This is a genomic window from Melioribacteraceae bacterium (assembly GCA_030584085.1).
GTDB lineage: Bacteria > Bacteroidota > Ignavibacteria > Ignavibacteriales > Melioribacteraceae > SURF-28.
Window position 1 is genome coordinate 901,626 of the sequence record CP129490.1, and the last position, 25,576, is coordinate 927,201.

The window sequence follows — 25,576 nt, forward strand, 5'->3', positions numbered from 1 at the left end:
CCCAAAAAATATAAAGAGAACATTTTTGTTTGAGAAATCTGTTTTTATTAAATGCCCAATAGATGATCTGTTTAATTTTCATTTAGATACAAACAATCTCCCCAGGATCTCACCTTCCTTTCCTAGAGCCTCAATTAAAAAAATAAGTGAAATCCCATTAAGACAAGGTTCTTCAATTACAGTTACTCTGAATTTTATTTTGTTCAAAACAGATTGGGAAATATTTATTAAGAAAGTTGAATCAAATAAACTTATCGGTGATCTTCAAGTCAAGGGGATGTTTGAATATTGGTACCATTCTCATATATTTGAGATAAAAGGTGATGGAGTTATAATGACCGATAAGATTGAATTTATTCCGCCATTCGGGTTTATCGGAAAAACATTTCTTCCATTTATAATAATTCAGTTGACTACAATGTTTAATCATCGGCATAAAAAAACAAAATCGATCTTCGAGAAATAGTATGGAATTTTTAGCCGAACTTCATCCACAAATCATTCACTTTCCTATTGCAATACTTATACTATATTCTGTTTTGGAAATTGTCGGTATCTTAAGTAAGAATATATTTCTACAAAAAACATCTTTTCTTCTATTGGCAATTGGCGTGGTTAGCGCAGTAGGCGCAGTCTTAACTGGAAATCAAGCAGCCGAATTCGCTAAATTAAATTCCGATTTACCAATCGCAACTTTAATTAACGACCATGAAACATATGCAACAATTACATTGTGGTATTATTTTGTAATCCTTATTTTGAGAACTTATTTAATACTCAAGAAAAAGTTTGAAGGAATTTTAAAGTTCGTTTTTATTCCCCTTGTATTGATCGGATCTTATTTGATTTATGAAACCGGTGAACACGGTGGCAAACTTGTTTATAATTATGGAATAGGAACATCAATAAATAAAGACATGAACACTTTTGATAATTTTGAAAATCATGATTAAAAAATTATTTGTATTATTATTCGCATTAATGCTCATCACACCTGCACAGGATTTGCGGTTTGGAGAGGTTAAAGGATTGTTCTTTTCAGTCGGAGTTGGTCCAAGAATTCCGGTGGGTGATTTTTCCGAAACACATAATCTTGGCGTTGGATTCAGCGGAGCTTTATCTTATACAGATAATTTAATTCTCCCACTTTTTCTTTACAGTGATTTAGGATTTCAACATTTCCCTGGGAAACAAGACTATTATAAAAATTCTGATCATTCTTCAATTTCAACAAACATGATAAGTCTAAATATTGGTGCACGTCATTATTATTCACCATTGGTTGAAAATGTGATATTGCTTATGCCAGTTGTTGAAGCCGGACTTTCGATTTCTTATAGTCATATTTCTCATCAAATGAAATTAGATTCCGGAAAAAGAAATTTTGTTGAAGATGAAGTAAAAGTTGGATTTCACGTTGGAGCTGGTTTTTCAATGTTTTTATTAGATGCGATGATTCATTACCAATATTTTTATACCCGTCAATATATCTCGTTCGATTTACGTGTTAGATTACCAGTATTTGTTACTTATTAAGGAGGAATAATGGAATTTAAAAGTTTGCTTGTAGAAATTAAAAACACAATTGCAATTGTTACTATTAATCGCCCCGAAAAATTAAACGCCTTAAACAAAGAAACTCTTCAAGAACTGAATGAACTTTTTGATAAGTTCAAAACAGATGACAATATTGATTGTGTAATTATAACAGGCGCTGGTGAGAAAGCATTTGTTGCCGGTGCGGATATTTCCGAGTTGCATTCACAAAATGGAATCTCCGGTGAAAAGTTTGCTGAATTTGGCCAATCCGTTTTTAATAATATTGAAAATTTGGGTAAACCTGTTATAGCCGCGGTAAATGGGTTTGCATTAGGCGGAGGATGTGAATTATCTCTTGCTTGTCATATTAGATTAGCTTCCGACAAGGCAAAATTTGGTCAACCGGAAGTTAATCTCGGAGTAATTCCTGGTTATGGCGGAACACAACGTCTCGCAAAACTGATAAATACCGGCAGAGCAATGGAATATATCTTAACCGGAGATATGATCGATGCTCATGAAGCATTTAGAATTGGTTTAGTAAATAGAGTATATAACTCGGATGAACTTATTCCAAAAGCTTTTGAACTAGCTGAAAAAATCGTTTCTAAGGGACAACTTGCTGTAAGACTATCGGTGAAAGCAATAAAAGCATCCGAAAAGATGAGTCTTATGGAAGGTCTTATTCATGAAGCTTCTTTATTCGGATTAGCTTGTAGTACAGATGATTTTAAAGAAGGCACAAAAGCTTTCCTTGAAAAAAGAAAACCTAATTTTGTTAAAAAATAATTTATAGTTTATCCAGATAATTTCTCCGGGCGAATTATTTTACCCGGAGATTTTTTTATTTACGAATGAAGAAAAAAACAATATACATTCTTGTTGTGCTATCTGTTTTATTATTATTTGCCAATGTTGTTCTTAATATAGTAAACAAGCCGGAACCACAACTAGTTAAAGCCGAAACCGATGCAGCGGAAATTGATAGTCTGTTTATCGATGCTATATATAAATTCAATATTGATTCTTCATGGGTTACTCAAGTGCCGATTAGCAGTCGCCAATATGATTCACTTGGGAAAGTCTATAGAATAAAATTACCGGGAGATTTACGTCCGGCTACTGTACTTCTAGAACTAAAAAATGCATTTCAAAATTATCCTGTTGATTTAATTTCCGATGAAAAAGTTGTGAACGCAACAACCACACTCAATATTCTTTCCAACGATAAGTTAAAGCTGCAATCTACTATATCTGTCGAAAATGAATTGGAAAGGCCGCATACGAAGCTGTCCTTTATAATTACCAATTATGAAGAGTTGAACCAAAGTAGAAAAGAGAGTTTATTTTATTCAATGATTCCTTACAGTATTCTGCTTGTACCATCTATTGAAACTGATTCAACAATAATCAAATTGAATGACTATAAAAAAAGTTACTCACTATTTATTGATTATGACATTGATGAAGACAAATACAAACTTGCCTCTGATTTTAGTAAAACAAGATTGAAAGAAGCAGTGAGATATTTAAGTCGAAATTACAGTATGGCGGATCTTTTCATTGTGAATGATAAATCAAGCATTTTCAATTCGGCAATTTTTAATTTTATTAGAGACGAATTCACTTCTCGAGAAGTTAAGTTGTACCGGTTAAATGATTTCATTTCATTACCTGATAATTATGATGAAGCGCTCTCTCTGCTTAAATTTTATTTAGAAAGCGGTGTCGGAGAAAAGGGAAAAATCATAGTTACAAATGCAAATATTTTTTACGAGTCAAATGAGATATTGCTCGAGGCAAAAAAAAGAGGGACAAAATTTTATAGACCAAATGAAATTATTCAAATAAACCAAAGTATGAGTAATTCTAATTAATCGGATTACCGAGTTTATCTAATTCGATCAATTCTAAATCATTGATTCTTTTCAAATCATCAAATATTTCATTTTTATTTCCAACCAAAAAAAAGGAAAGATTAGCAGGATTAAAATATTCATTTGCAGCTTGCAGAATTTCATTCTTGGAAAGCTCCCAAATATTTTGAATATAATGATCATAATAATCTTCTAAATCAAAAATTACTTTTGTTGTTACTCGTTGGAGAATTTGGGAGTAAGTCTCAAACATTAACGGAAACTGTTTTATCAAGGATGATTTAGCAAACGATATCTCTTCATCACTAATCTGGATTCGAATTCCTTCAACTTCCTTGCGAATTTCTCGAATTGAATTAAACGTAAACTCTGATTGCACGGAAGTAGAAACGGTAAAATATCCGGCGTGTTGATTATAACTTAGGGCAGAATGCGCACCATAAGTGTAACCCTTTGCTTCTCGTAAATTTAAATTCAGTCTGCTTGTAAATTGACCACCTAAAATAGTATTTGCAACCTTTGCGGCTAAATGATCTTCAGCATTACGTTCCTTGCAAATATGTCCGGCAATTATCTCGCTTTGTGCGGAGTCTTCTTTATTTATGAAATACAACTTTGCATGTAATTTAGCTAGTCGTAATTCGCTAGTATTTCTTTTTATTTTGATGGAGAGATCGGAAAAAAGATATTTTAATTGAAGAAATAATTCTTCTTTTTGAACATCACCTATTGCAACAATTTTCACTCCGTTGGACAGAACAAATCGGTTATAAAAATCTTTAATTTGCTGAAGCTTTAAATGTTCAACGGATTTTTCATAACCGAGGACCGGTTTATCATATGGTGAATTCTTGAAAATGTTTTTTTGAAATGCATTTGCAGCAATATACTCAGGACTATCGAACGATTGAAGAATTCGTGTTAAATGTTTTTTCCTTTCTCTGCTGTAATTATCTTTTGCAAACAAAGGGGATTTAAAAATTAAACTTAGTAACTCAAGTGTCCTTTTATAATTCTCAGAAAGGGAAGACATTGTTATAAATATATGATCTACACTTGTTGAAACATCAATCGAAGAACCAAGTTTATCTATTTCATCAGCAAGTTGAAGTGCATTATAATTTCCGGCTCCTTCATCTATAACTAGCGAAGTTAAATATGAAAGTCCTTCGTTACCATAGCCGTCATATCTGCTGCCGGCAGGAACAATTAAAGAAATCTTAACTATCGGCAATTTACTTTTTTGAGTGAAGAAAACCGGCAATCCGTTTGATAAATTAAATGAATTGATATTTGGTATATCAAATGGTCTGGGAATATCGGAAGATGGTATTTTCGTTCTATTAATTTTCATATATCTTCGGAACTACATGTAATTCTATAAATGGTTTGTCTAAATATATCTCTTTAACTACAGCGACCGATTGTTTTGTAACTCGTGCATATCTATCAAGATCAAAAATAAAAGAGTTTGGTTCTCCCAAATTACAATTGTAATTATTTATTTGATCGGCTAGCGAAGATTGTTTCTGTAATGAAAAAATATAAGATGATTTAAGGCTATTCAAGGCTCGCGATAGTTCCTCATCCTTTATTGATTTGCTACCGATCTTTTTAATCTCATTAATAATTGTTTCTTTTACTTCTTCAATAGAATGTCCGGGTTTAACAGTTGCAACAATTATAAACATCCCGGTTTGTTTTGCTGAATACTGGAATGTGCTTATATCTTGTGCGATTTGCTTGTCAAAGACAAGTGATTTGAAAAGTCTAGAATTCTTTGATCCGCTTAAAATTTCGGAAAGAATATCTAAAGCGGCATCATCATCCCCATATAACTTATCCGAATGCCAAGCAAGGTACAAACGTGATAATTGAACGTTATCTTCCAAAGTAATTAATTTGTTCTCAGTTAAAGAAGTTTCCGGAACATAAATTTCTGGTACTGTATTTCCTTTAGGGAATTCAGCAAAGTAATCTTCAATCAGTATAATGGTCTTGTTATAGTCAATATCACCAACAACAACTAAACTCGCGTTGTTTGGGGAATAATAAGTTTTAAAAAAACTCTTCACATCCGCCAATTGGAATTTTTTAATATCTTCCATCCATCCGATTGTGGGCCAACTATACGGATGATTTTTGGGAAATAGATTTGAGAATAAAGTTTCCCAAGATAATCCATAAGGTTGATTTTCATAACGCTGTCGGCGTTCGTTCATTACAACATCTTTTTGATTTTGTAATTTCTCCTTTGTCAGTGCAGGTAGTAAAAATCCCATTCTATCAGATTCTAACCAGAGCGCAAGTTCTAAACTGTTTGAGGGAATTGTTTCAAAGTAATTTGTTCGATCCAGACTTGTTGAACCATTTAAGGTGCCACCGGCTTCTTGAATATATTTAAAATGCTTTTCCTTTGGAACGTTTTCACTTCCTTGAAACATCATATGTTCAAAAAGGTGTGCAAAACCGGTTTTACCTGGGGATTCGTTTGCAGATCCAACCTTATACCAAAGGTTTACTGTAGCCAATGGAATGGAATTAGCTTTCACAAGAACTAATTCCAGCCCATTATCCAAGATCTCTTTTTTGTAATCTATATTAAGAATGTTGTTTTTCAATAGTAGTTAATTCTTCAATATGTGACTAATTCTATCCAACTTGCCGTCGATAGTTATGTTTTTAGGAATATTGAATATTTCACAAAGTAACGGATAAATATCTACATTCCAAACTGTTCCGGTTTTATAATTTTTCTTAAACGCCGGTCCGTTTGCGATAAAAATGCCATGCATATCAAGTTCATTGTTATCGTAGCCATGAGTACCTGATGAGGCATATTCATCCCATCGTTCCATATCGCGATTATTGACAAGCAGCCAACCAAGCTCGGCAATCAAAACAAAATCGTAAATTAAGCCATTGTTTGAATAATGATAATGATCCGGTACGTCTTCACGTTTGTAAAATCTATAATGTTGCTGATTCGTTTCTAATATATTTTTAATTTTTTCTCTATCATTTTCGGAAGGTTGAATCATCATAAACGGATCACCATCGGTTGCCTTATATTCAAGTCCTGTGAGCATTTGTTCAATGTTTACAGTGCGATCTTTTGAAATCTCGGTCATTCCATGATCTGCCGTTAATATAATATTCACACTGTCAAGTAATCCTATATCTCTTAAACCATTCCGTAAATATTTAACAAGGGAGTCACATCTTTGTATCGAAACATTTATGCCTTTTGAATTTGGTCCATGCTTATGCCCTTCTGTATCCGTTTCATCAAAATAAATTGATAAAAAATTTGGTCGTTTTTCTTTTGGATATTGCAGCCATTTAAAGAGGGAATCGATTCTTTCTTCGTAAGGTTTTTCATGATAATAATCTTTTGAATAAGTTGGTCTTCTTAATTGATCGTCTAGTCTTGAACCGGGCCAAAAATAAGTTGCGGTAGTTATTCCGTTCTTCTCTGCAATTTCCCAAAATGCACGCCCAATCCACCAATTTCCTTCGGTAGATCGCATCGTAAATTTTTCACCAGTGTGAATATTTTCAAAATTGTTTGAAATTATTCCGTGATTTTCTGGATACATTCCTGTAATAATTGAATAATGATTTGGAAATGTTTTTGACGGAAATGAAGGACGCAATGACAGTGCATGAACACCGTTATCAATTAGTTCTTGTATATTAGGAGTGATATCACGATTTACATAATCCCATCTGAATCCATCGAAAGAGACTAGAATTACATAAGGTTTTCCGGCAAATAATATTCCGCTTAACATTATGAAGAGTACAATAAATTTTTTCATTACTAATCCGGTATTGAAATGTTTTTCAATTGTAAATATAATGAAAAGAGAATCCATCTTTACGTAAAGATGGATTCTCTAACCAGAATATGCTTACACGAATAACAAAAAAAAAGCTGCTCCATTTGGAGCAGCTTAATTGTAAATGGAAAAACCAAGAATTAGAATCTAATTGAGAAACCAGCTTTGAAGTTTCTTGGTAATCCTGGGAAAATTTCAGCGTCATCAGCAGAGTGGTTAACGCCGTTTTCTGTGTAAGCATTGAAGCTACTGTTATCTGTAGCATCAGCAACATAAAGAGCATCAAACACGTTGAAGATATGACCGAATACTGAAACATCAGCAAAATCGATCGGTAAATTGTATGACATATGTAAGTTGAACAAATGGAATGAAGGAATTTGCCATACTTGAGCTCTGTCAGTTTCATCTGTTCTGCTAAATGGATCATAAGCTGAATAATATTCGTCATTGAAGTTCCATGATAATTGAGCTTGGAAACCATCGAATGGGAATACTGTTACTCCAGCAGCTATTTGGAATTGAGGAGCGTCACCAACTTTTAAACCATCAATGTAATATGTGTACTCTTCAACTGTGGTTGGATCACCAGCATCAGGAATATAGGAACCGCTAACATCTGTTCCATATTCCCAAACAGCTTTTGAGCCTGCTAAATCGATTCTTAAAAATCTAGCTGGTTGGAAAGCGATTTCAGCTTCGATACCCATATGAGTAGTTTCAATACCATCAAGACGAATTAGACCTTCGCTACCGTCAGCATTTTGAACGCCACGTGATTGAGCTCTGTCCATCCATTTTGTGTAATAAACGTTTGATTTGATGTTAAGCATGTTCTTCAATAATCTGAAGTTTGCACCTAATTCGGCAGAGATGAATTTTTCATTCATCGGATCTTCAAGTTGAACGCCGTTAACGTCATCAATCACCTGATCAAATATCGGCACTTTAGATACATAACCGAAATTAGCATAAACATCAGTTTCAGTAGTTACACGGAAGCTTGCACCACCTTTGAATTGATAACCACCAATCCAATCTGTTTCAATTTTTCTAATACCAGAACTTAGATCTGGACTTCCGTCAGCTAATGTAGCAGCTGTTCTGAAACGATCTTCATAGTCGTATTTAATTACTGAATAGCCTGCAGTACCGTAAAGTGTTAATCTATCGGCAGTATATTCAGCCTGTAGATAACCACCCATCCAATCAACGGTGTTTGTATTATCATAATTAATTTTATCACCTAATCTTACATATAAGTCATTTGGATTTGTAATGAATTGATTGTTACCGGCAAATTCTTTAAATACATCCCCGCCAAGAAGATCACGAACTTCTCTGTAGTGATCAATTTCAGCATGACGCCAGTCAATACCAAATGATATTGTAAGGTCTTGATTTACTTTGTAGTATGCCTTAGAAATTGCACCGATTGTCCATTGTTGGTTTACTGAGTTTCTCATGATACCACGAGCAACTCTGTAAGATGTGCTGTCGCCGTCACCATTTAAATCCAACAATGCGGTATTTCCCAAGTTTCTATTAATTGTACCGTAAAAATCAGCAACTCTTTGTCTTCCTGTATAATCCCAAACCATACTTCCGTATGTACCTGAACCGCCACCTTTACCACCTGACCAATATGCAGTTGTATAGAGAGAGAATGCTTCACTAAACTGTGAATACCAGTTTAAGTTAACTAATGGTTTGTGATAGTAGTTTTCTCTTTCCCACATATTACTAGCATCATATCTATCAGAAATAGGTGTATTCCAGTATTCTTCATAATATTCTTTTCCTTGATACCATGAAGGAGCGCCATTCCAGTTAGGATTGTAGTTTACACCTCGTTCTTGATATCTTGGATCTTGAAGAACGTCTTCCGAAAATCCTAATTCTCTTGCTAATTCATGACTGAATTGCGCAGTATTTAATTTATAACTTCTTTGACCATGGCGTTGAGGAGCACCCATAGCATAGAGTTCAACTCTGTTTGTTTTGTTAATTTGATAAGCAGCACCTAGATAGTATGACCAAGCATCTGTATAAGTACCTTGAGCAATTCCATCGCCTGTTTTCTTAACTAAACCAAGACTCATAGCAAATTTATCGTCAACTAAACCGGTATGAGCAAATACTGATTGTTTAGAGAAATTACCTGTTCCGGTTTCGGTTTTGAAGAACATTGAAGCTCGTTGCTGAGTAGGATCGGAAATTACGTTCATTGTTCCACCAATCGAAGGAGTAGCGAGGTTAACAGCACTTAAACCTCTTTGAACCTGAATAGAAGAAGTAGCATCACTTAATCCATCCCAATTTGACCAATAAACCCAACCGTTTTCCATATCGTTGATAGGAACACCGTTGATCATGATAGCTACGTTTCTTTGATCAAAACCACGAACGTTAACTCTTGCATCACCTGCACCGCCGCCTTGTTCAGATGCGTATACTGAAGGAGTGGAATTTAAAACCATTGGAATATCACGTGAACCAAGTGTGAATTCCATTTGTTTTTTATCAACATTTGTAAAAGCAACCGGTGTTTCTCTTTCTTTTGCACGGTCTGCAATAACTTCAACAGAAAGAGAGAATTCATAATCGTCGAGATCAAAATCAGCTTCCATATCATTGGTTAAGTTGATTTCATACTCAACAGTTTCGTAGCCTATGTAGCTACAAACTAATGTGTACTTACCTTTTGGTGCAGTAAACTCATACATACCTCCTTGAGTTGAAGCATCACCATAAGTTGTGCCTTTCAAATATACGTTAGCGCCGATAAGTGCTTCGCCATTTCTGGAATCAGTCACTTTACCTTTAACAGTATAATTTTGGGCTACAACAACGGATGCAACTAGGAGGAGAGCAATAAGTAAGTTGTAGATTTTTGACATGTGTTAACCCTTTTTTTGGTTAGTGAAATAAATTAATTAGTTATGTAATAATAAGAAGTACTTTCCTTTTTTAATAATACTTCAAGAAATCTTAACAATTTCTTAATATATAATCTTGCGAAATTCTTTGAGGTATTAAGAAGTGTATTAATATTATAGTTCTCAATTAGATTTATAGAGAACGAGTTGCGAATGATACTTTTTAACAAAATCTGATTAAAGGTTTTTAACCGTTGCAAATAATTTGTCCTAAATCACATTTCTTTGATGCACCAATATAACTAATGTCTCATAAATAATAAAAAGAGTTTTTTAACTTTTTTCAATAAGTTATAATAATTGCAAAAAAAGACTTTTAATCTTTAAGTTGATAATGCAATTGATTAATTCGAATACCTTATCATAAACGATTTGATTGGTTCTTTTAATCTATCAAACTCAATAACTTCTATCAGATTACCAGAAGAATCATACTTATATCTGAACTCTTGATAGACATCATCATCAATGTTTTTAAAGATTTCTTTTTCAATTTCACCGGATGTCGTGTAAGAGTATTCGTAGCTAATTTCTAATTCGGCGGACGAATTATATTCCTTCTCGGAAATAAGCAATGATTTATCATTGTACTCGAATTTTTTCATGAACTTCAAATCACCGTCATCATCATATTCCATAGTTTCAATTAAGTGATTTTGCGGATCATATTTGTTCGCGGTTTTTGAAACAATTGAGCCGTCCGGTTCAAAAAGAATTTTTGTTATAAGATTGCCTTGTTCGTCATATTCATTTGCAATCTTGTCGACAATTTCTCCGTCTGAATCGTATGTAATTTTTTCGATTACCCTTCCAGCTGAATCATACTTATAATCTATTTTAATTTTTGGTTGACCATCGGAATCATAACCAATCATTTTATCTAGGTCATTTCCCGAAGTATAATAAAAAACTTCACGCGAGATAATTTCTCCACTTCCACTATATTCGGTGTCTTTTGTAAGTTTCCCATTCTCATATTCATAACTTTTCTTTCGAATTATACTTTCGTTGGATTCATGTTCAGATTCTTCAATTAAATTATTCTCGTTGTTATACCTGTATCTTTTCATTAAAATAACATCGTTATCACCTTCATAAAAAGTTTCTTTGGTTATATTTCCGGAAGCATCATATTCATAGCTCGTTCTTTTTTGAAGTTCGCCATCTTTATCGTAAATACTTAATGAAGATAGATTTCCATTTTCATCAATTTCCCCACCAAACATCTTTACACCAATCGGTACAGGCTCACCAAATTGATAAACATGAGAAGTTTGTTCATAGGATCTAATTTTTGAGTTTTCATTTTTTTTGTAATAATTCTTCTGTGCCGACAAATTGAATGCTAAGACCAAAACTAAAGCCAAAATAAAAGAAAGGGTTTTTGAGAAGGAATTCATTTTGAACCTCCACACGGTGAAATATTATTATTCCATTTGCAATATAGAAAAAGCGGTTTATAAGAGAAACAAGATTTATAAATTTTATTTATAGTTAACAAACTGCACAGGAAAAGTTAAATCAGCATCCTTTACTAGTTGGATGATTTCTTGAAGTTCATCTTTTTTTGAACCTTGAACTCTAACAATTTCATCCATAATCTGAGCGTTTACTTTTACTTTGCTATCTTTAATAAGTTTTGTGATTAATTTTGCATTATCTTTAGAAATTCCGCTTTGAAGATCTATCTTGAGTTTTACTCTATTACCACCTGCAGGTTCAACTTCACTAAGCTTCATTGATTTTAGTGATATGCTGCGCTTAATAAATTTTGTTTGAAGAATATCAACCGCGGCTTTAATTGAATAATCATCCTTGGAGTTCATGTTTATTATTTTTTCTTTCTTATTCAAATTGATCTCGGTATTTGAGTCTTTCAAATCATAGCGTTGATTAATTTCTTTTACAGCTTGGTTAACAGCATTGTCAACTTCTTGAAAATCAATTTCGGAAACGATATCAAACGAAAATTTTTGTGCCATTTTTCTTCCTCGATTATATTCTTGAAACGCAAAATAAAAATTGGTACGGTTTAAGGAGAACTAAATAAAAATTCTGCTTTAAAAGGTAAGCAAATATTTAAAAAATCTCATAAACTAATTACTATCTTCGCTTGGAACGATACGCAAAAAAGAAGAGTTGAAATAAGCAGAAAATAAACCGGGTCGGGGTGATAGGATTCGAACCTACGGCCTCTTCGTCCCGAACGAAGCGCGCTACCGGGCTGCGCTACACCCCGAAAATGTGATTAATAACAAAAAACAAAAATAAATATTGCATAATCGTTAATCAATCTCTAAATTACACATTAGGGCGATTTGGAGTTTTTGTAATAAAGTATCATTTAATGTTGTATTATTCATAATAATTTCTTAAATAAGACTTAATATTTATTAAAAATAAGTTATTACCTAACAACCTTAAGGGGTGAACATGAAAAAACTATTTACCATTTTAGCCGTTTTACTGTTCTTTGCTTTTTCTAGCAATGCATTCGCACAGCTTGCTAAAGATAGCTGGGGATTCGGGTTTGGCGTTTCTTACCCAAGATTAACTTCACATAATGTAGGTATTTGGCCACAAAATGAAAGTGTTGGCGGTTTTTTGACACTTCAGAGAAACTTTAGTGAGCATACCGCTCTTAGGTTGCAAGGCCGTTTTAACCACATATCATATGCTTGGGGTGCAGGATTGAGCAGAGATGGTAACACAAATTTAATTTCCGGTAATATTGATTTTGTTTATACATTTGCTCCATGTGAATCAGTTTCACCATATATGTTTGCTGGTTTAGGTGGTGTTTATCAAATGTACGATAATCCCCCTGACCCAACATTGGACAATTTGTTAGATTACCAAGTTAACCTAGGTTTAGGTATTGATATAGACTTATCAGACTCTTGGGCTCTAACTTCTGAATTGGGATTTCATCAAGTACCTAACACAAGTCTTGATGGTGCATACGGAACCGGTTTGGGCGGTATTTTCGGAGCTACAACAGATGCATACATGACTTTCAATCTTGGCTTAATGTATACCTTCTCAAAAGGCGAACCTTCAAAATATTGCCAATTGTATGATGGTATCGCAGTTAACGTTCCTGAAATTGATTATGAAAGAATTGAAAACATAGTCAAGAAACACATACCAGAAGTTATTGAAACTCAAGTTGTTGTTAAAGAACCTGCAAGCCAACAATGGATTCTTGTTGGTGTAAACTTTGATTTCAACAAAGCTACTCTTAAGAGTGAATCATATCCAGTATTATTCCATGCTGTTCAAGTACTACTACAAAATCCTGATATGAGAGTTGAAATTCAGGGTCATACAGACAATATCGGTTCTGAAGACTATAACATGAAACTTGGTGAAAGAAGAGCTCAAACCGTAAAAGATTACTTAGTCGCACGTGGTATTTCTGCTGATAGATTAACAGTAAGATCATATGGTGAATCTCAACCAATAGCTGATAACAAAACAGCTGACGGAAGAGCAATCAACAGAAGAGTAGAGTTCAAAGTTCTCAACTAAGCATTAATTTTAAGGGGTCACCTAGTGACCCCTTTTTTTTTGATATTTTTATATTGATTTAATTCTTTTTATTATTGCAACGTATTTCCCTTTAATTTTATCCAGAGAGATAATCAAGGATTGGAAAAAATAATTACATATCACACAAACACGGAGACCTCAAAGACTATTTGTCGATGAGGATTTTTTTTATATGAACATAAAAGCAAAAATTATTGACGAAGATGGTTTAAAGAGAACCATCGCCCGACTAGCTCATGAAATTATTGAGAGAAATAAAGGAACAAAAAATGTTGTTTTAATTGGGATGAGAACTCGAGGTGAGTTTATTGCTCAAAGAATTCATAAGAAGATCCAAGAAATTGATAGTAGCAATATTGAATTAGGCGTTCTTGACATAACATTATATCGTGATGATTTCCGAATGAGATTAAAACAACCAGAGGTCTCAACAACAGATATTACATTTGATATTTCCGAAAAGGATGTTGTTCTTATTGATGACGTTCTATACACTGGTAGAACAGTGAGAGCAGCTCTTGATGCATTAATGGATTTAGGAAGACCAAATACAATCCAATTTTGTGTGTTGGTTGATAGAGGACATCGTGAGCTTCCTATTAAAGCAGATTTTGTTGGTAAAAATATTCCTACTTCAATAAATGAAGAAGTAAAAGTTAAATTAACAGAAACCGACGGTGAAGATGCTGTTTATTTAATAGATATTTCAAAAGAAGGATAAAAGAGAGAAAAAAAATGCCATTATCGAGCAGACATTTATTAGGTTTACACGGTGTTCCGCGAGAAGATATTCAACTTATATTAGATACCGCAACAACCTTTCGTGAAGTTCTTGAAAGACCAATTAAAAAAGTCCCGACTCTACAAGGGAAGACAATAGTTAATCTTTTTTATGAAAGCTCAACAAGAACAAGAATCTCGTTTGAGTTAGCTCAAAAAAGGTTATCGGCCGATACCATAAATTTCGCAAAGTCCGGTAGCAGTACAAGTAAAGGGGAAACATTCAAAGATACCGTTAAAAATATTGAAGCAATGAAAGTTGATATGATCGTAGTTAGACATGAATCAGCTGGAGTTCCGCAGTTTTTAACAAAGATTTCCAATGCAAATATTATTAATGCGGGTGATGGAAGACATGAACATCCAACTCAAGCATTACTAGATATGTATTCGATCAAAGAAAGACTTGGTAAAATAGAAGGTTTGAATGTTTGTATTGTTGGTGATATCGCGCATAGCAGAGTTGCATTATCAAATATCTACGGATTAAAAGCTATGGACGCAAATGTTTCTGTTTGCGGACCCAAGACTATGATTCCAAAAGATATTGAATCGCTAGGTGTAAAAGTATTACATAACATTGATGAAGCTATTTCATCAAATGATGTCTTGAATGTTTTGAGAATTCAACTAGAACGTAAGGCTGGAAGCACAATTCCAAGTTTACGTGAATATCATAACTATTTTGGAATTAATGCGGAAAGAATTGAAAAAAATAATAAAGATATTGTCATCTTGCATCCCGGTCCCATAAATAGGGGAGTTGAAATTTCATCGGAAGTCGCCGATGGACCTTATCAAGTTATTCTTGATCAAGTTACAAACGGTGTTGCAGTAAGAATGGCAGTACTTTATTTGCTTGGAATTAAGAACTAAATTCTAAATTCGGAAGGAAAGAAATGAAAATTTTATTAAAAGATCTAACAGTTATTGATCCTTCGGTTAAACTAAACGAGAAAGCTGATCTGCTTATTGAAGATGGTGTGATTACAAAAATCGGAAAATTGAAATCTTCAGAAATAAAAGACGCAAAAATTTTTGAGCTCGAAGACAAAATTTGTACACCCGGATTTTATGATATGCATGTTCATCTTCGTGAACCCGGAAGAGAAGATGAGGAAACTGTTTTAACCGGAAGTAATAGTGCCGCTGCAGGCGGATTTACTGGTATTGCTTGTATGCCCAACACATCTCCGGATATTGATTCAGCCGAAGTTGTAAACCTTATTAAAGAAAAAGCAAAAAATCATCTAGTCGATGTTCATCCAATCGGAGCAGCTACATTAAAAAGAAAAGGTGAAGAACTTGCACCGATCGCCGAAATGGTTGATTCTGGAATTGTTGCCGTATCTGATGATGGTGTTGCAATTAAATCGGCCGCAATTTTAAGAAATGTTTTAGAATATACACAGATGTATAATATTCCCGTTATTGAACATTGTGAAGATCCATCTCTGGCAGATGGTGTGATGAACGAAAGTTTTTCTTCTACAAATTTGGGTTTGCCATCAATTCCAACTGTTGCTGAGGATTTGATAGTTATGCGAGATATAATAATGGCGGAATATTGCGGAGGACATGTTCACATTTCTCATATTTCATCAGCAAATTCAGTGGAAATGGTTAGACAAGCAAAGAAACGAGGACTTAATATTACAGCCGAAGTTACACCTCACCATTTTTCCTTAACCGATGAGAATCTTAAATCATACGATACTAATTTCAAAATGAATCCTCCTCTAAGAACTCAAAAAGATATTAATGCGATGATAGAAGGATTGAAAGACGGAACGATTGATTGTATTGCAAGTGATCATGCACCACATTCAATCGAAGAAAAGGAAATGGAATTTATTTATGCTCCAAACGGAATTGTCGGTTTAGAAACAGAAGTTGGATTAGCATTAACAGAATTGCTTCATAAAAAACACTTAACCATAGATCAACTAATTGAAAAGTTTGTTATCAATCCGCGTAAAATTCTTCGATTAAATTTACCAACAATAAAAGTTGGTCAAAAAGCAAATTTGACATTTTTAGATCTCAATCAGGTTTGGACAGTGGACATTTCTAAATTCAAATCGAAATCAAAAAATTCTCCGTTCGATAAAAGGTTATTAACCGGAAAAGCTATAGGAGTAATTAATAATTCCCAAATGTTTTTCAACGGAGAGTTTAAAAAAATATAATGTGTGTCCACTCTTCTATACAAGAGTGGACTCACATTTTGCAGCAAATATTTAATACCCATTCAAATTTTGGTAAAAACCAATACTTCAAGCAGAATCTGATTTGGCATTCTCTTTGAGTTTCTATTAGTAAAAACGGAGGAAGCCATGAAAAAAATCATTTTTAAACTAACTTTTTTACCTTTAATTGCTTTTGCTATGTTTTTAACCTCATGTGATGAGGAGTATTACTATGACTCGACACCACCATCACCTCCGACAAATGTCGTCACGATTACAGGTGATAACTGGGTTGAAATTCAATGGAGCCCTAATCCTGAAAGAGATGTTGCAGGTTATAATGTTTACTACAATTATACTTATGAAGGAAGATATACTTTAATTGGAAGTACCACTTCGAATTACTTTGTTGACTATGATGTTCAAAACGGAGTAACTTATTTTTACGCAGTTGCAGCTTATGATTTTGACGGAAACGAAAGTGAATTGAGTTACGATTACGTTAAAGATACTCCAAGACCAGAAGGATATAACAGATCAGTTTTTGATTATTTTACGAGTCCAAGCAAAGCGGGATATGATTTCTCATCATACAGAGTAGTTCCTTTCGATTCTTGGGATGCTGATTTCTTCTTCGAAAATTATGAAGGAACTTACTACATCAATGTTTGGGATGATACAGATATTCAAGATATGGGTTCGACTTACGATATTTACGATATTACCGAAGCACCAATAGGTGGTTGGGTTCCTTTATATGAAGGAGAAAATGTAAAATATACCGAGGCAATACCAGGGCATACCTACGTAATCTGGACAAACGATGATCATTATGCAAAGATACGAATTAACAGAATCCAAGGAGATATGATGGTATTTGATTGGGCTTATCAAACCGTAACCGGTGAAAGAGAACTAAAACGAGGAAATCGAAATAATGAATCTCGAACCGGAATCAGAAAATTACACAAAAACTATTAGTAAATGATCAAATAGACCATAAAAGCATCCGAATTTTGTCGGATGCTTTTTTATTTTCAAATGAGTATTTTTTAAGCATTACAAAATCATTGAATATGAAATCAACAAAATCATTTCTTAAACTTATTATTTTATTCACCTTAATATTCCTTTCATCAATAATTGCTCAAGATACAATTGATGGAACAAAATCATTAATTAAAATTGAAGATGCATTTAATAGTGGTGAAGTTTCTTCACTTGGTGAGTATATAGATAGCAAAACATACTTTAGTTTTACAAGTGATTTAACAGGTTACTATAGCTATTCACAAATCTATAATTTATTGAAAGATTATTTTTCTGCATACACTCCTATTAAATTTAAGTTTAGCAGTAAACAAGGGGAAAGCCAAACACCATTTGGCTGGGGTGAATATATCTATTTACGAAATGGAATTCGCGGTTCTCATAAAATATTTATCTCGCTGCAAAAATCCGGTCCTAATTTTTATATTTCTCAAATATCGATAAATTGAAGAGGCACGCATAAAATCGATCAGTAATAAAATAATATTATCAATTGCTTTGGGAATTATTACAGCGATTATCCTAATCGGCATAATTAATCCGATCGTATTAAAAAATAAAACGGAGAATTGGGAAGAAGAATTAAATGAAAAAATAGAAACTATTGAATTAAAAATTCTGACCGAGTTTCAGAAGATACAGTCAAACCTTCTAAATAATTTAGCACATCAAAAAGAATATATTAAAAGTATTGATCCACAATTACTTAAGACGACTGGTTCAAATTTATTTACCAACGACAATACTCAATTTGTATTTGCACTGTTGGATTCGGGGAAAAATTTAATCTCATGGCATTACTCGTCCATATTAGATAACAGTAATCTTATTGACGAATATTTTGTGCCGAGAGAAAATTATTTTATTTCAAATAGTTTAGTCGATTATATAAGCGCTTATGACACATTAAATTTTTCTTTTGGTCAATACTATCTTGCAATTTTTCAACCTATTGAAAAGAAGTATAAGATTGAAAATATATATTTCGAGCCGGTTCAGCTAAGCAACATTTTCTCTCAAGAATTCAACACCGAGGTTGAATTCAATTTATTCAAAGAAGCCCAACCTTCTCGTGATGGGAGAAAACATTCATTCGCATTGCTTAATTCAAACAATAATAAAATTGGTACGGTAACTTTTCTAAAGCCAACTAGAGAGAATGAATTCGATAAAATTGCAGCTAATTTCAATCTTGCTCAATCTATCTCGTCGTTACTCTTAATAATAGTTATAGGATTGCTAATTGTTAAGTATTTATTAAGGATTAAATCCAATCTGATCAAATTCTTTCTGTTGGGTGGATATCTTATTCTATTTAGGTATGCCATTTTATACTTAGAGCTATCAAGCCTGTTCAAAGGCCAAGCAATAACAAATTCTAAATATTTTTCTTCTCTGTTTGGTGGCGGAATTGCCGGCTCACCTCTCGAATTATTTATTTCTTTAATTATAATTGCAGTAATTGTTTATATCGCCTTTCGCTATTCAATTGAATACTATAAACGAGATACAGATAGAAACTTAAAGCTACGCTTGCAATTCATATTTTCACTTTTAGTTTTTATGCCATTCTACTTTTTAACTCTGAGAAGTTTAGGAGCTTCCGTCAAGAGTATAGTCCTTGATTCTTCATTAAGATATTACAAAGAAGGTTCTTTATTGCCGTCTTCAATAGAAGTTTTTATGTTATTTAACATACTACTTCTTGGTATAATCATTTTTGTTATTTCGATAACATATCTTATTGTGATTTTTAGAAATGTTAAAGATCATCCAAACTTCATTAGTTACTTCATTTCTATCTTCTTCTTGTTTCAAATTATTGGATTGCTTTATGATTTAATTCAACGAGAACCACAAGGGACGCCATTATTCAGAATAATATTTATTCTATTTACTTTTATCGCTTTGTTCTCTTTCGTTAAATTGAAGTTTGTTGGAGTTAGAGAGCATTTTGTTTATGCGGTTTTATCTTCTATTCTTGTGATTTTACTGTTAACCCAGTATAACTCTTTGGTGGAAAGAGATTCGCTGCGCAAAACGGCATATAATCTTACTAGACAAAACGAAGAGCTATTAAAATTTGCAGTTCAAGAAACATTAGTTAGAGCAATTACGGATAGAGAAACAGTACAATCATTTTATCTGAACAACACAAACAGCAGTTCGATAGCTTTTAAACTCTGGAGCAATAGTATTCTTCAAAAAGAAACTTTAGGAAGTGCAGTAAGTTTACTCGATAGAAATCATAACAAAGTCGGTTCTTTTGAATTTAGATTCAGTAATGAATTTAATATAGATTGGGATAATTACTCAACTGAGCTCTCTGATTTACATGAAATAAAAATTTTTGAAGAAGATCTTTTGTTTTCTGACAATAAAATTATTAGAGGAATAGCAAGCATTGAAGATGTAGAAGGTGTAATCGGATATATTACCGTAAGTGTAATGTACGATTTGAGTTCCTTAAATGTTCCCGATGCTCCGGATTTCATGATCGCCGATAATAGTTATATAAACGATACAATAGATTTTGAGAAATTGAAAATTTATGATTTTCATCAAGGCACTTTGATTAATACCATTTCTAATTATAACCTAAATGAAAATGAAATTATTTCAATCTTAGACGCACCATACAATGAATATGGAGAAGCATGGTTAAATTTCAATTTAAACAACGAAAGACATCTTGTATTTGTTCTTAAAAGGGAGCAAAATTCAATCAGCAGAGTTATCTCAGTCGCATTAAAAGAAAAAGAACTTAGCTGGGGATTATTCGATTTCTTTAAAGTATTTTTTGTCCATATACTTATTATAATCTCAATTTTTATAGTTTACTTGTTTTATTTCTTTTCAAGGAATCGATCTCTCAAACTTACTTTTACCCAAAAACTACTCATCTCATTTGTAGGAATTTCGTTAGTTCCGCTCATTCTCGTATCTGTTTTTTTTAGATCATTAACAACATCAAAAAATGATACTTCAATAGAATATAAACTCGGTAAAAGGGCAAGCAGTTTAGAGAATTACTTAGAAACTTATACTCAAACTTCTAATTTAAAATTAGAAGCTATTGCGGCAAAAGCTACTACTGATCTTGGAATTGACTTCACACTTTATAAAACGAATGAGTATATATACTCTAGTAACGACCAGTATTATGAGGTAGGCTTAATTCCTAAGGTAATAAATCCGGTTGCTTTTCAAAGCTTGTTCTTAGCGGGATTAAATGATGTCGTTGTAAAAGAAAGTATTGAAAAGTTTTCATTCAATTCTATTTACTACAAAACAAGTCTTTTAGGTGAGTATCATGTAATTAAAATTGATGACGGTTTTAATAAAATTGTTGTTCCACTCGCAGGCGAAGAGGTAGATGTTTATATTTTTATAAGCTATTCAGTAGCCATGATAATAATTCTGATTATGGGATTTATATTATCGGGACAAATATCTAAACCAATTACTCAATTAAAAAATGCGACACGTTCAATTGCTTTAGGCGATTTGAATATTGAGTTAAAAATAAAACGTGATGATGAAGTTGGAGAGCTAGTTCAGGGATTTAATTACATGGTCAAAGAATTGGGTCGTAACCAAGCAGAACTTGCCGAGTTTGAAAGAGAAACCGCTTGGAAGGAAATGGCTAAACAAGTCGCGCATGAAATAAAGAATCCGCTTACTCCTATGAAATTATCTGTGCAGCAATTGATAACAGCTTATAATGATAAATCACCAAAGTTTGATGATTTATTTCAAAAAGTAACACAAACAATTGTAAATCAAATAGAAGCATTAAAAAACATAGCGTCGGAATTTTCTGTCTTTACTCGGATGCCTAATCCAAAGTTTGAGATGTTGTATCTTGATGAGTTATTATTTGAAGCAACTAATTTATTCGTAGATGAAAATATTAATTTTATCCACCAGGTTGATCATTGTAAAATTGAAGCGGATAAAGATCAGCTGAGAAGAGTATTTATAAATTTGATAAGAAATTCAATTCAAGCTGAGGCTAAACAGATTATAGTACAAACACGTACTATAGAAAATTTTGTAGTACTTACTTTTGAAGACAATGGAATTGGAATTGACAAAAAAAATATTGCTAAAATATTTGATGCTAATTTTAGCACGAAACAGTCAGGAATGGGAATAGGACTCAGTATGGCGAAGAAAACAGTTGAAAATATGAATGGAGAAATTAGATTGAAAGAAACCAGTAGTTCAGGAACTATTTTTGAAATAAAACTTCCGTTAGGATAATGCCGCAATTAACGCCTTTTCAACAAAGTGCTCTCCAATATAAAAAGCATATTTCTTTAACCGCTAATGCAGGTTCGGGCAAGACATTTGTTCTTGCAAACCGTTACGTTGAAATTGCCATAAATGAAAATGTTCCGTTAAGTAAAATAGTCGCAATTACATTCACAGAAAAAGCAGCGGCCGAGCTTAATAAAAAAATATCAGACGAGATTGATCTAAGATTAAATGAAGAAACTAATTCTCACAAATTGAAGATTTTACAAAGAATACGCAGACAACTTACTTCAGCGAATATTTCAACAATACATTCATTTTGCATAAGTATCCTAAAAGAGTTCTCTCCGGAAGTTGGTATAGATGCTAATTTTACTCCTCTTAATCAACAAGATGCAAACGAGATGCTAGATATTACGATCGAAGAATTTGTTTCTCAAAACTTACAACAAACAAATTACACTGAATCGCTTAAGAAAATTATTCGTTTACTTGGCGGCAAGTATAAGTTTATTTCTGAAATTAAAAATATTGTTCATAATAGAAAAATATTTGAAAAACTTGAACAAACAATTTATATAAACAGGAACGAAGAGATTATTCAATACTATGAAAGGCTTATTGACGAGTTTCTTCATCATATTTACACAAATGAATTACAATATCTAATCGAACTTATAAAGGAATTCAATAATAGTATTTTAGCTCAGGATAGAGATAACCAACTTGCAATTGAAATCACCCATTGTATTGATAAAATCCATAATCGAAATTCCATATTAGAAAAGATTAAACTCTTTCCGGAACTTGTTGACTTATTTTTTACTAAGCAGTTTTCGGTTAAAAAACGAGGTTACCAAAAGAAAGATTATGATACTGACCAAACATTAGTTGATCGAATTGAAGAAAAATTGGATGAATTAAAATTCTTAGTAGAATTTCAAATCGATAAACAAGTCCTTCAAGCAACAATTGAGTATGCAAAGGATATTTTTCAAATTGGAAAAATTCTTTTAGAAGAATATGACGAACGAAAAAGAAAAGCCGGGTCTTTGGATTTTGAAGATATTTTACTTCTCACAAAAAATCTTACCTCAAAACGAAACTTTAACGAGTTATTGAAAGACAAGTATGAATATATAATGATTGATGAATACCAAGACACTAACGAAATACAATACGAAATATTCATGCCGATTCTGAATAACTTAAAGAAAGGTAACTTGTTTATAGTCGGCGATGAAAAACAAAGTATATATATGTTTAGAGAAGCTGAGTTAGCAGTTTTTAATAGAACTAAAAATGAAATTGTAAATCAGAACGAAAGCGGAAATCTTTTACTTCCGCATAGCTTTCGAGTTGCACCGGGAATAGCACATTTTGTAAACGAATTGTTCTCGCGTTTGTTTGCTGAATCAAATGCGGTTTACAATGAAGTTAGTTATAATGAATTAATCTGTTCCAGAAATCAAAACGAAAAAGGGAATATCGAAATATTGATTAATCAATTAGATAAAAGTGATGAAGCCAAGTTTGTTGCGCGAAAAATTATTGAAATAGTTTCTACCCATGAGAGTAATAGCTGGAACGATTTTGCAATTTTGTGCAGAAAGCGTGATGCATTTTACGAACTCGAAAAAACATTTAATGAATTAGGAATTCCTTATGTAATTGCCGGCGGAAAAGGATTTTATCAACGCCAAATTATTTATGATCTTTTTAACTATATCTCATTCTTAGTAAATCCTGATGATGATACTGCTTTAATCGGAATATTGCGTTCACCCTTTTATTCTTTAGACGATGAGATTATTTATAAAATATTTCTCCAACAAGGCGAGAATTACTTCGACAAATTAAAATCTTCACAGTCAATTTCAGCAGAAATAAAATCAATAGTAAAAAAACTTGAACGGCATATTTTATTGGCGTCTTCAATTAGACTTTCAGCATTAATAAGAGAGTTATTTGTGTCGTGCAATTACTGGGGAGTAGCTGCTGCTAAGCAAAACTATGAACAAGAAATATCCAATCTATTTAAACTGATAGGAGTAGCTAGAAGTTTTTCAACTCAACGCTTCAAAACATTATATGATTTTAAACTTTATTTGAACGAATCAATTTTGATAAAAGAAGATGAAGGGCAGGCTCAAGTTGCGGAAGTAAGTAATGCAGTCAAAATTATGACTTTACATCAATCAAAGGGTTTGGAATTTAAACACGTATTCTTGTTCAAGTGTAATGAAAAAGTACGTGATGAATCGATAAAATCAAAAAGTATTGCAATAAATAAGACTTGGGGAATTCTGACAAAGGTTCCCAGAAATAAGAGTTACTTTTCAAATTATGTTTCTTCAGCAATAATTGATCTTCATAATTATATTGAAACCAAAAAACAAATTGCTGAAGCAAAACGATTATTCTATGTCGGTATTACACGCGCGATTGATAATGTTTATATAACGGCGACTGTTAATGATAATAAAATTACAAAAAATTCATTCCTCAGTTTTCTAACCAATGCTTTGGATATTGATTTAAATAGTGAAACAGTAACACTTAATTCGCAGCTTCAATTTATGGCGGATGCTTCGCAAAAATTTGCAATCACTTCACATAAGTTTTCAACAGTGATTAAGATTCAGAAAACAATAAACGAAAATTCACAAATTGTTAATGAAAAGAAAAAAGCTAATGAATACAAAAATTATAAATTGCAGCAAATAACAGATCATGAAAAAAATGAAATTGTGTCTGCAACAAAAATTGCAATCTTTACTCAATGTCCTATAAAGTATTACCTGACCTACGAACTAGGATACACAGAGCTTTTTAATCTAACTAAATCCGCAATTAATGAATATGAATTTAAGTATGATGAAGATTCAAAATTTAATTTATTTGCAGATATAAAAGGGCAGATCATTCATAAAATATTGGAAGAAGAAACTGACCGTGAAGAATTACATCTTAGAATTGCAGAACTTGCATCAAATTACCATAACAGAATAGAAAATAAGAAATCAGATTTTATAAAAACGGTTCATAAAGAAGTAGAGGATTTTTATGCCAGTCAGACTTTTCGGAGACTAAAAACTTATAAAAATTTTACAAATGAATATGAAATCTATTCAAAGGAAAGTGATTATTACGTCTATGGAATTATTGATAAATTGATTATTGATGGCGACAGTATAATTATTGTTGATTACAAAACCGATAACCTTTCGGTAGATAAAATCAACTCTAAAGCAGAGCATTACTTACCGCAGTTAAAATTTTACGCTTATGTAGTTTCAAAATTATACACAGAAATAACCAACTTTGAAGTAGAATTGATTTTCATAAAGCACGCCGATCACTCCTTTAAATTTTCGTTTAATAGAATAGATGTCGAAAAATTTGGAGTGGAAATTCATCAGATTGTCACATCAATTCGGAATCAAAAGTTTACCAAAAACCTAAATCATTGCGCTAAATGTCATTTTGCTGTAAATCAGAAATGTATATTTCAAACATAGTTTAACCTCTCCAAACAAAATCATATA

Annotated in this window: 19 protein-coding genes and 1 tRNA gene; 13 read left to right on the top strand and 7 right to left on the bottom strand. The window is 32.7% G+C overall.

Going from position 1 to position 25,576, the window contains the following annotated elements:
* The first annotated feature begins 25 nt into the window (after positions 1 to 25).
* The 5 genes from QY331_04170 (at position 26) to QY331_04190 (ending at position 3,416) form a co-directional block, all read left to right on the top strand.
* Positions 26 to 466, top strand: a complete 441-nt coding sequence (locus QY331_04170) for an SRPBCC family protein (protein ID WKZ70449.1) — start codon at positions 26 to 28, stop codon at positions 464 to 466.
* Between the two features lies 1 nt (position 467).
* Entirely contained in the window at positions 468 to 953 is a 486-nt protein-coding gene (locus tag QY331_04175) for a hypothetical protein (GenBank protein ID WKZ70450.1), read from the top strand.
* The gene (locus tag QY331_04180) at positions 946 to 1,536 is read left to right on the top strand and encodes a hypothetical protein (protein ID WKZ70451.1); all 591 of its coding nucleotides are present in this window, start codon (positions 946 to 948) and stop codon (positions 1,534 to 1,536) included. The genes QY331_04175 and QY331_04180 overlap by 8 nt, the downstream gene beginning before the upstream one ends.
* 9 nt (positions 1,537 to 1,545) lie before the next feature.
* On the top strand, positions 1,546 to 2,328 hold the full coding sequence (locus tag QY331_04185) for an enoyl-CoA hydratase-related protein (GenBank protein WKZ70452.1): 783 nt from the start codon (positions 1,546 to 1,548) through the stop codon (positions 2,326 to 2,328).
* A gap of 65 nt (positions 2,329 to 2,393) precedes the next feature.
* Positions 2,394 to 3,416, top strand: coding sequence for a hypothetical protein (locus QY331_04190; protein ID WKZ70453.1), 1,023 nt, complete (start codon positions 2,394 to 2,396; stop codon positions 3,414 to 3,416).
* Here the strand turns inward: QY331_04190 and QY331_04195 are convergent.
* From QY331_04195 to QY331_04225, 7 genes are all read right to left on the bottom strand, one after another.
* Complete coding sequence (locus QY331_04195; GenBank protein ID WKZ70454.1) at positions 3,409 to 4,770, bottom strand: pitrilysin family protein; 1,362 nt, start codon at positions 4,768 to 4,770, stop codon at positions 3,409 to 3,411. The genes QY331_04190 and QY331_04195 overlap by 8 nt on opposite strands.
* Complete coding sequence (locus QY331_04200; GenBank protein ID WKZ70455.1) at positions 4,760 to 6,037, bottom strand: pitrilysin family protein; 1,278 nt, start codon at positions 6,035 to 6,037, stop codon at positions 4,760 to 4,762. The genes QY331_04195 and QY331_04200 overlap by 11 nt, the downstream gene beginning before the upstream one ends.
* A gap of 6 nt (positions 6,038 to 6,043) precedes the next feature.
* Complete coding sequence (locus QY331_04205) at positions 6,044 to 7,237, bottom strand: ectonucleotide pyrophosphatase/phosphodiesterase (protein WKZ70456.1); 1,194 nt, start codon at positions 7,235 to 7,237, stop codon at positions 6,044 to 6,046.
* A 161-nt stretch (positions 7,238 to 7,398) separates the two neighbouring features.
* Positions 7,399 to 10,158: a TonB-dependent receptor gene (locus QY331_04210; GenBank protein ID WKZ70457.1), complete on the bottom strand. Its 2,760-nt coding sequence runs from the start codon at positions 10,156 to 10,158 to the stop codon at positions 7,399 to 7,401.
* A gap of 383 nt (positions 10,159 to 10,541) precedes the next feature.
* The gene (locus QY331_04215; GenBank protein ID WKZ70458.1) at positions 10,542 to 11,597 is read right to left on the bottom strand and encodes an RHS repeat protein; all 1,056 of its coding nucleotides are present in this window, start codon (positions 11,595 to 11,597) and stop codon (positions 10,542 to 10,544) included.
* An 84-nt stretch (positions 11,598 to 11,681) separates the two neighbouring features.
* Positions 11,682 to 12,179 carry a YajQ family cyclic di-GMP-binding protein gene (locus QY331_04220; protein WKZ70459.1) on the bottom strand — a complete coding sequence of 166 codons (498 nt, stop codon included), beginning with the start codon at positions 12,177 to 12,179 and terminating at the stop codon, positions 11,682 to 11,684.
* Positions 12,180 to 12,362: 183 nt separating this feature from the next.
* A tRNA-Pro gene (locus tag QY331_04225) sits at positions 12,363 to 12,436 on the bottom strand.
* A gap of 194 nt (positions 12,437 to 12,630) precedes the next feature.
* Here QY331_04225 and QY331_04230 point away from each other — a divergent pair.
* The 8 genes from QY331_04230 (at position 12,631) to QY331_04265 (ending at position 25,549) form a co-directional block, all read left to right on the top strand.
* Positions 12,631 to 13,728 carry an OmpA family protein gene (locus QY331_04230; GenBank protein WKZ70460.1) on the top strand — a complete coding sequence of 366 codons (1,098 nt, stop codon included), beginning with the start codon at positions 12,631 to 12,633 and terminating at the stop codon, positions 13,726 to 13,728.
* A gap of 193 nt (positions 13,729 to 13,921) precedes the next feature.
* Positions 13,922 to 14,470 carry a bifunctional pyr operon transcriptional regulator/uracil phosphoribosyltransferase PyrR gene (pyrR, locus tag QY331_04235; GenBank protein ID WKZ70461.1) on the top strand — a complete coding sequence of 183 codons (549 nt, stop codon included), beginning with the start codon at positions 13,922 to 13,924 and terminating at the stop codon, positions 14,468 to 14,470.
* Positions 14,471 to 14,484: 14 nt separating this feature from the next.
* Positions 14,485 to 15,405, top strand: a complete 921-nt coding sequence (locus tag QY331_04240; GenBank protein ID WKZ70462.1) for an aspartate carbamoyltransferase catalytic subunit — start codon at positions 14,485 to 14,487, stop codon at positions 15,403 to 15,405.
* A gap of 23 nt (positions 15,406 to 15,428) precedes the next feature.
* Positions 15,429 to 16,718, top strand: a complete 1,290-nt coding sequence (locus QY331_04245; GenBank protein ID WKZ70463.1) for a dihydroorotase — start codon at positions 15,429 to 15,431, stop codon at positions 16,716 to 16,718.
* Positions 16,719 to 16,865: 147 nt separating this feature from the next.
* Complete coding sequence (locus QY331_04250) at positions 16,866 to 17,699, top strand: fibronectin type III domain-containing protein (GenBank protein WKZ70464.1); 834 nt, start codon at positions 16,866 to 16,868, stop codon at positions 17,697 to 17,699.
* A 95-nt stretch (positions 17,700 to 17,794) separates the two neighbouring features.
* Positions 17,795 to 18,217, top strand: a complete 423-nt coding sequence (locus QY331_04255; protein ID WKZ70465.1) for a DUF4783 domain-containing protein — start codon at positions 17,795 to 17,797, stop codon at positions 18,215 to 18,217.
* A 49-nt stretch (positions 18,218 to 18,266) separates the two neighbouring features.
* Positions 18,267 to 22,034 (top strand): ATP-binding protein, encoded by a 3,768-nt coding sequence (locus QY331_04260; GenBank protein WKZ70466.1) that lies wholly within the window; start codon positions 18,267 to 18,269, stop codon positions 22,032 to 22,034.
* On the top strand, positions 22,034 to 25,549 hold the full coding sequence (locus QY331_04265; GenBank protein ID WKZ70467.1) for a UvrD-helicase domain-containing protein: 3,516 nt from the start codon (positions 22,034 to 22,036) through the stop codon (positions 25,547 to 25,549). The genes QY331_04260 and QY331_04265 overlap by 1 nt, the downstream gene beginning before the upstream one ends.
* The last annotated feature ends 27 nt before the right edge of the window (positions 25,550 to 25,576 follow it).

What these genes read in the sequence shown, in the direction of transcription:
- QY331_04210 (WKZ70457.1), bottom strand. Translation starts at nt 10,158, where the DNA reads ATGTCAAAAATCTACAACTTACTTATTGCTCTCCTCCTAGTTGCATCC.
- QY331_04230 (WKZ70460.1), top strand. Translation starts at nt 12,631, where the DNA reads ATGAAAAAACTATTTACCATTTTAGCCGTTTTACTGTTCTTTGCTTTT.
- QY331_04245 (WKZ70463.1), top strand. Translation starts at nt 15,429, where the DNA reads ATGAAAATTTTATTAAAAGATCTAACAGTTATTGATCCTTCGGTTAAA.
- QY331_04180 (WKZ70451.1), top strand. Translation starts at nt 946, where the DNA reads ATGATTAAAAAATTATTTGTATTATTATTCGCATTAATGCTCATCACA.
- QY331_04250 (WKZ70464.1), top strand. Translation starts at nt 16,866, where the DNA reads ATGAAAAAAATCATTTTTAAACTAACTTTTTTACCTTTAATTGCTTTT.
- QY331_04255 (WKZ70465.1), top strand. Translation starts at nt 17,795, where the DNA reads ATGAAATCAACAAAATCATTTCTTAAACTTATTATTTTATTCACCTTA.
- QY331_04175 (WKZ70450.1), top strand. Translation starts at nt 468, where the DNA reads ATGGAATTTTTAGCCGAACTTCATCCACAAATCATTCACTTTCCTATT.
- QY331_04190 (WKZ70453.1), top strand. Translation starts at nt 2,394, where the DNA reads ATGAAGAAAAAAACAATATACATTCTTGTTGTGCTATCTGTTTTATTA.
- QY331_04215 (WKZ70458.1), bottom strand. Translation starts at nt 11,597, where the DNA reads ATGAATTCCTTCTCAAAAACCCTTTCTTTTATTTTGGCTTTAGTTTTG.
- pyrR (WKZ70461.1), top strand. Translation starts at nt 13,922, where the DNA reads ATGAACATAAAAGCAAAAATTATTGACGAAGATGGTTTAAAGAGAACC.
- QY331_04265 (WKZ70467.1), top strand. Translation starts at nt 22,034, where the DNA reads ATGCCGCAATTAACGCCTTTTCAACAAAGTGCTCTCCAATATAAAAAG.
- QY331_04220 (WKZ70459.1), bottom strand. Translation starts at nt 12,179, where the DNA reads ATGGCACAAAAATTTTCGTTTGATATCGTTTCCGAAATTGATTTTCAA.
- QY331_04185 (WKZ70452.1), top strand. Translation starts at nt 1,546, where the DNA reads ATGGAATTTAAAAGTTTGCTTGTAGAAATTAAAAACACAATTGCAATT.
- QY331_04205 (WKZ70456.1), bottom strand. Translation starts at nt 7,237, where the DNA reads ATGAAAAAATTTATTGTACTCTTCATAATGTTAAGCGGAATATTATTT.
- QY331_04195 (WKZ70454.1), bottom strand. Translation starts at nt 4,770, where the DNA reads ATGAAAATTAATAGAACGAAAATACCATCTTCCGATATTCCCAGACCA.
- QY331_04240 (WKZ70462.1), top strand. Translation starts at nt 14,485, where the DNA reads ATGCCATTATCGAGCAGACATTTATTAGGTTTACACGGTGTTCCGCGA.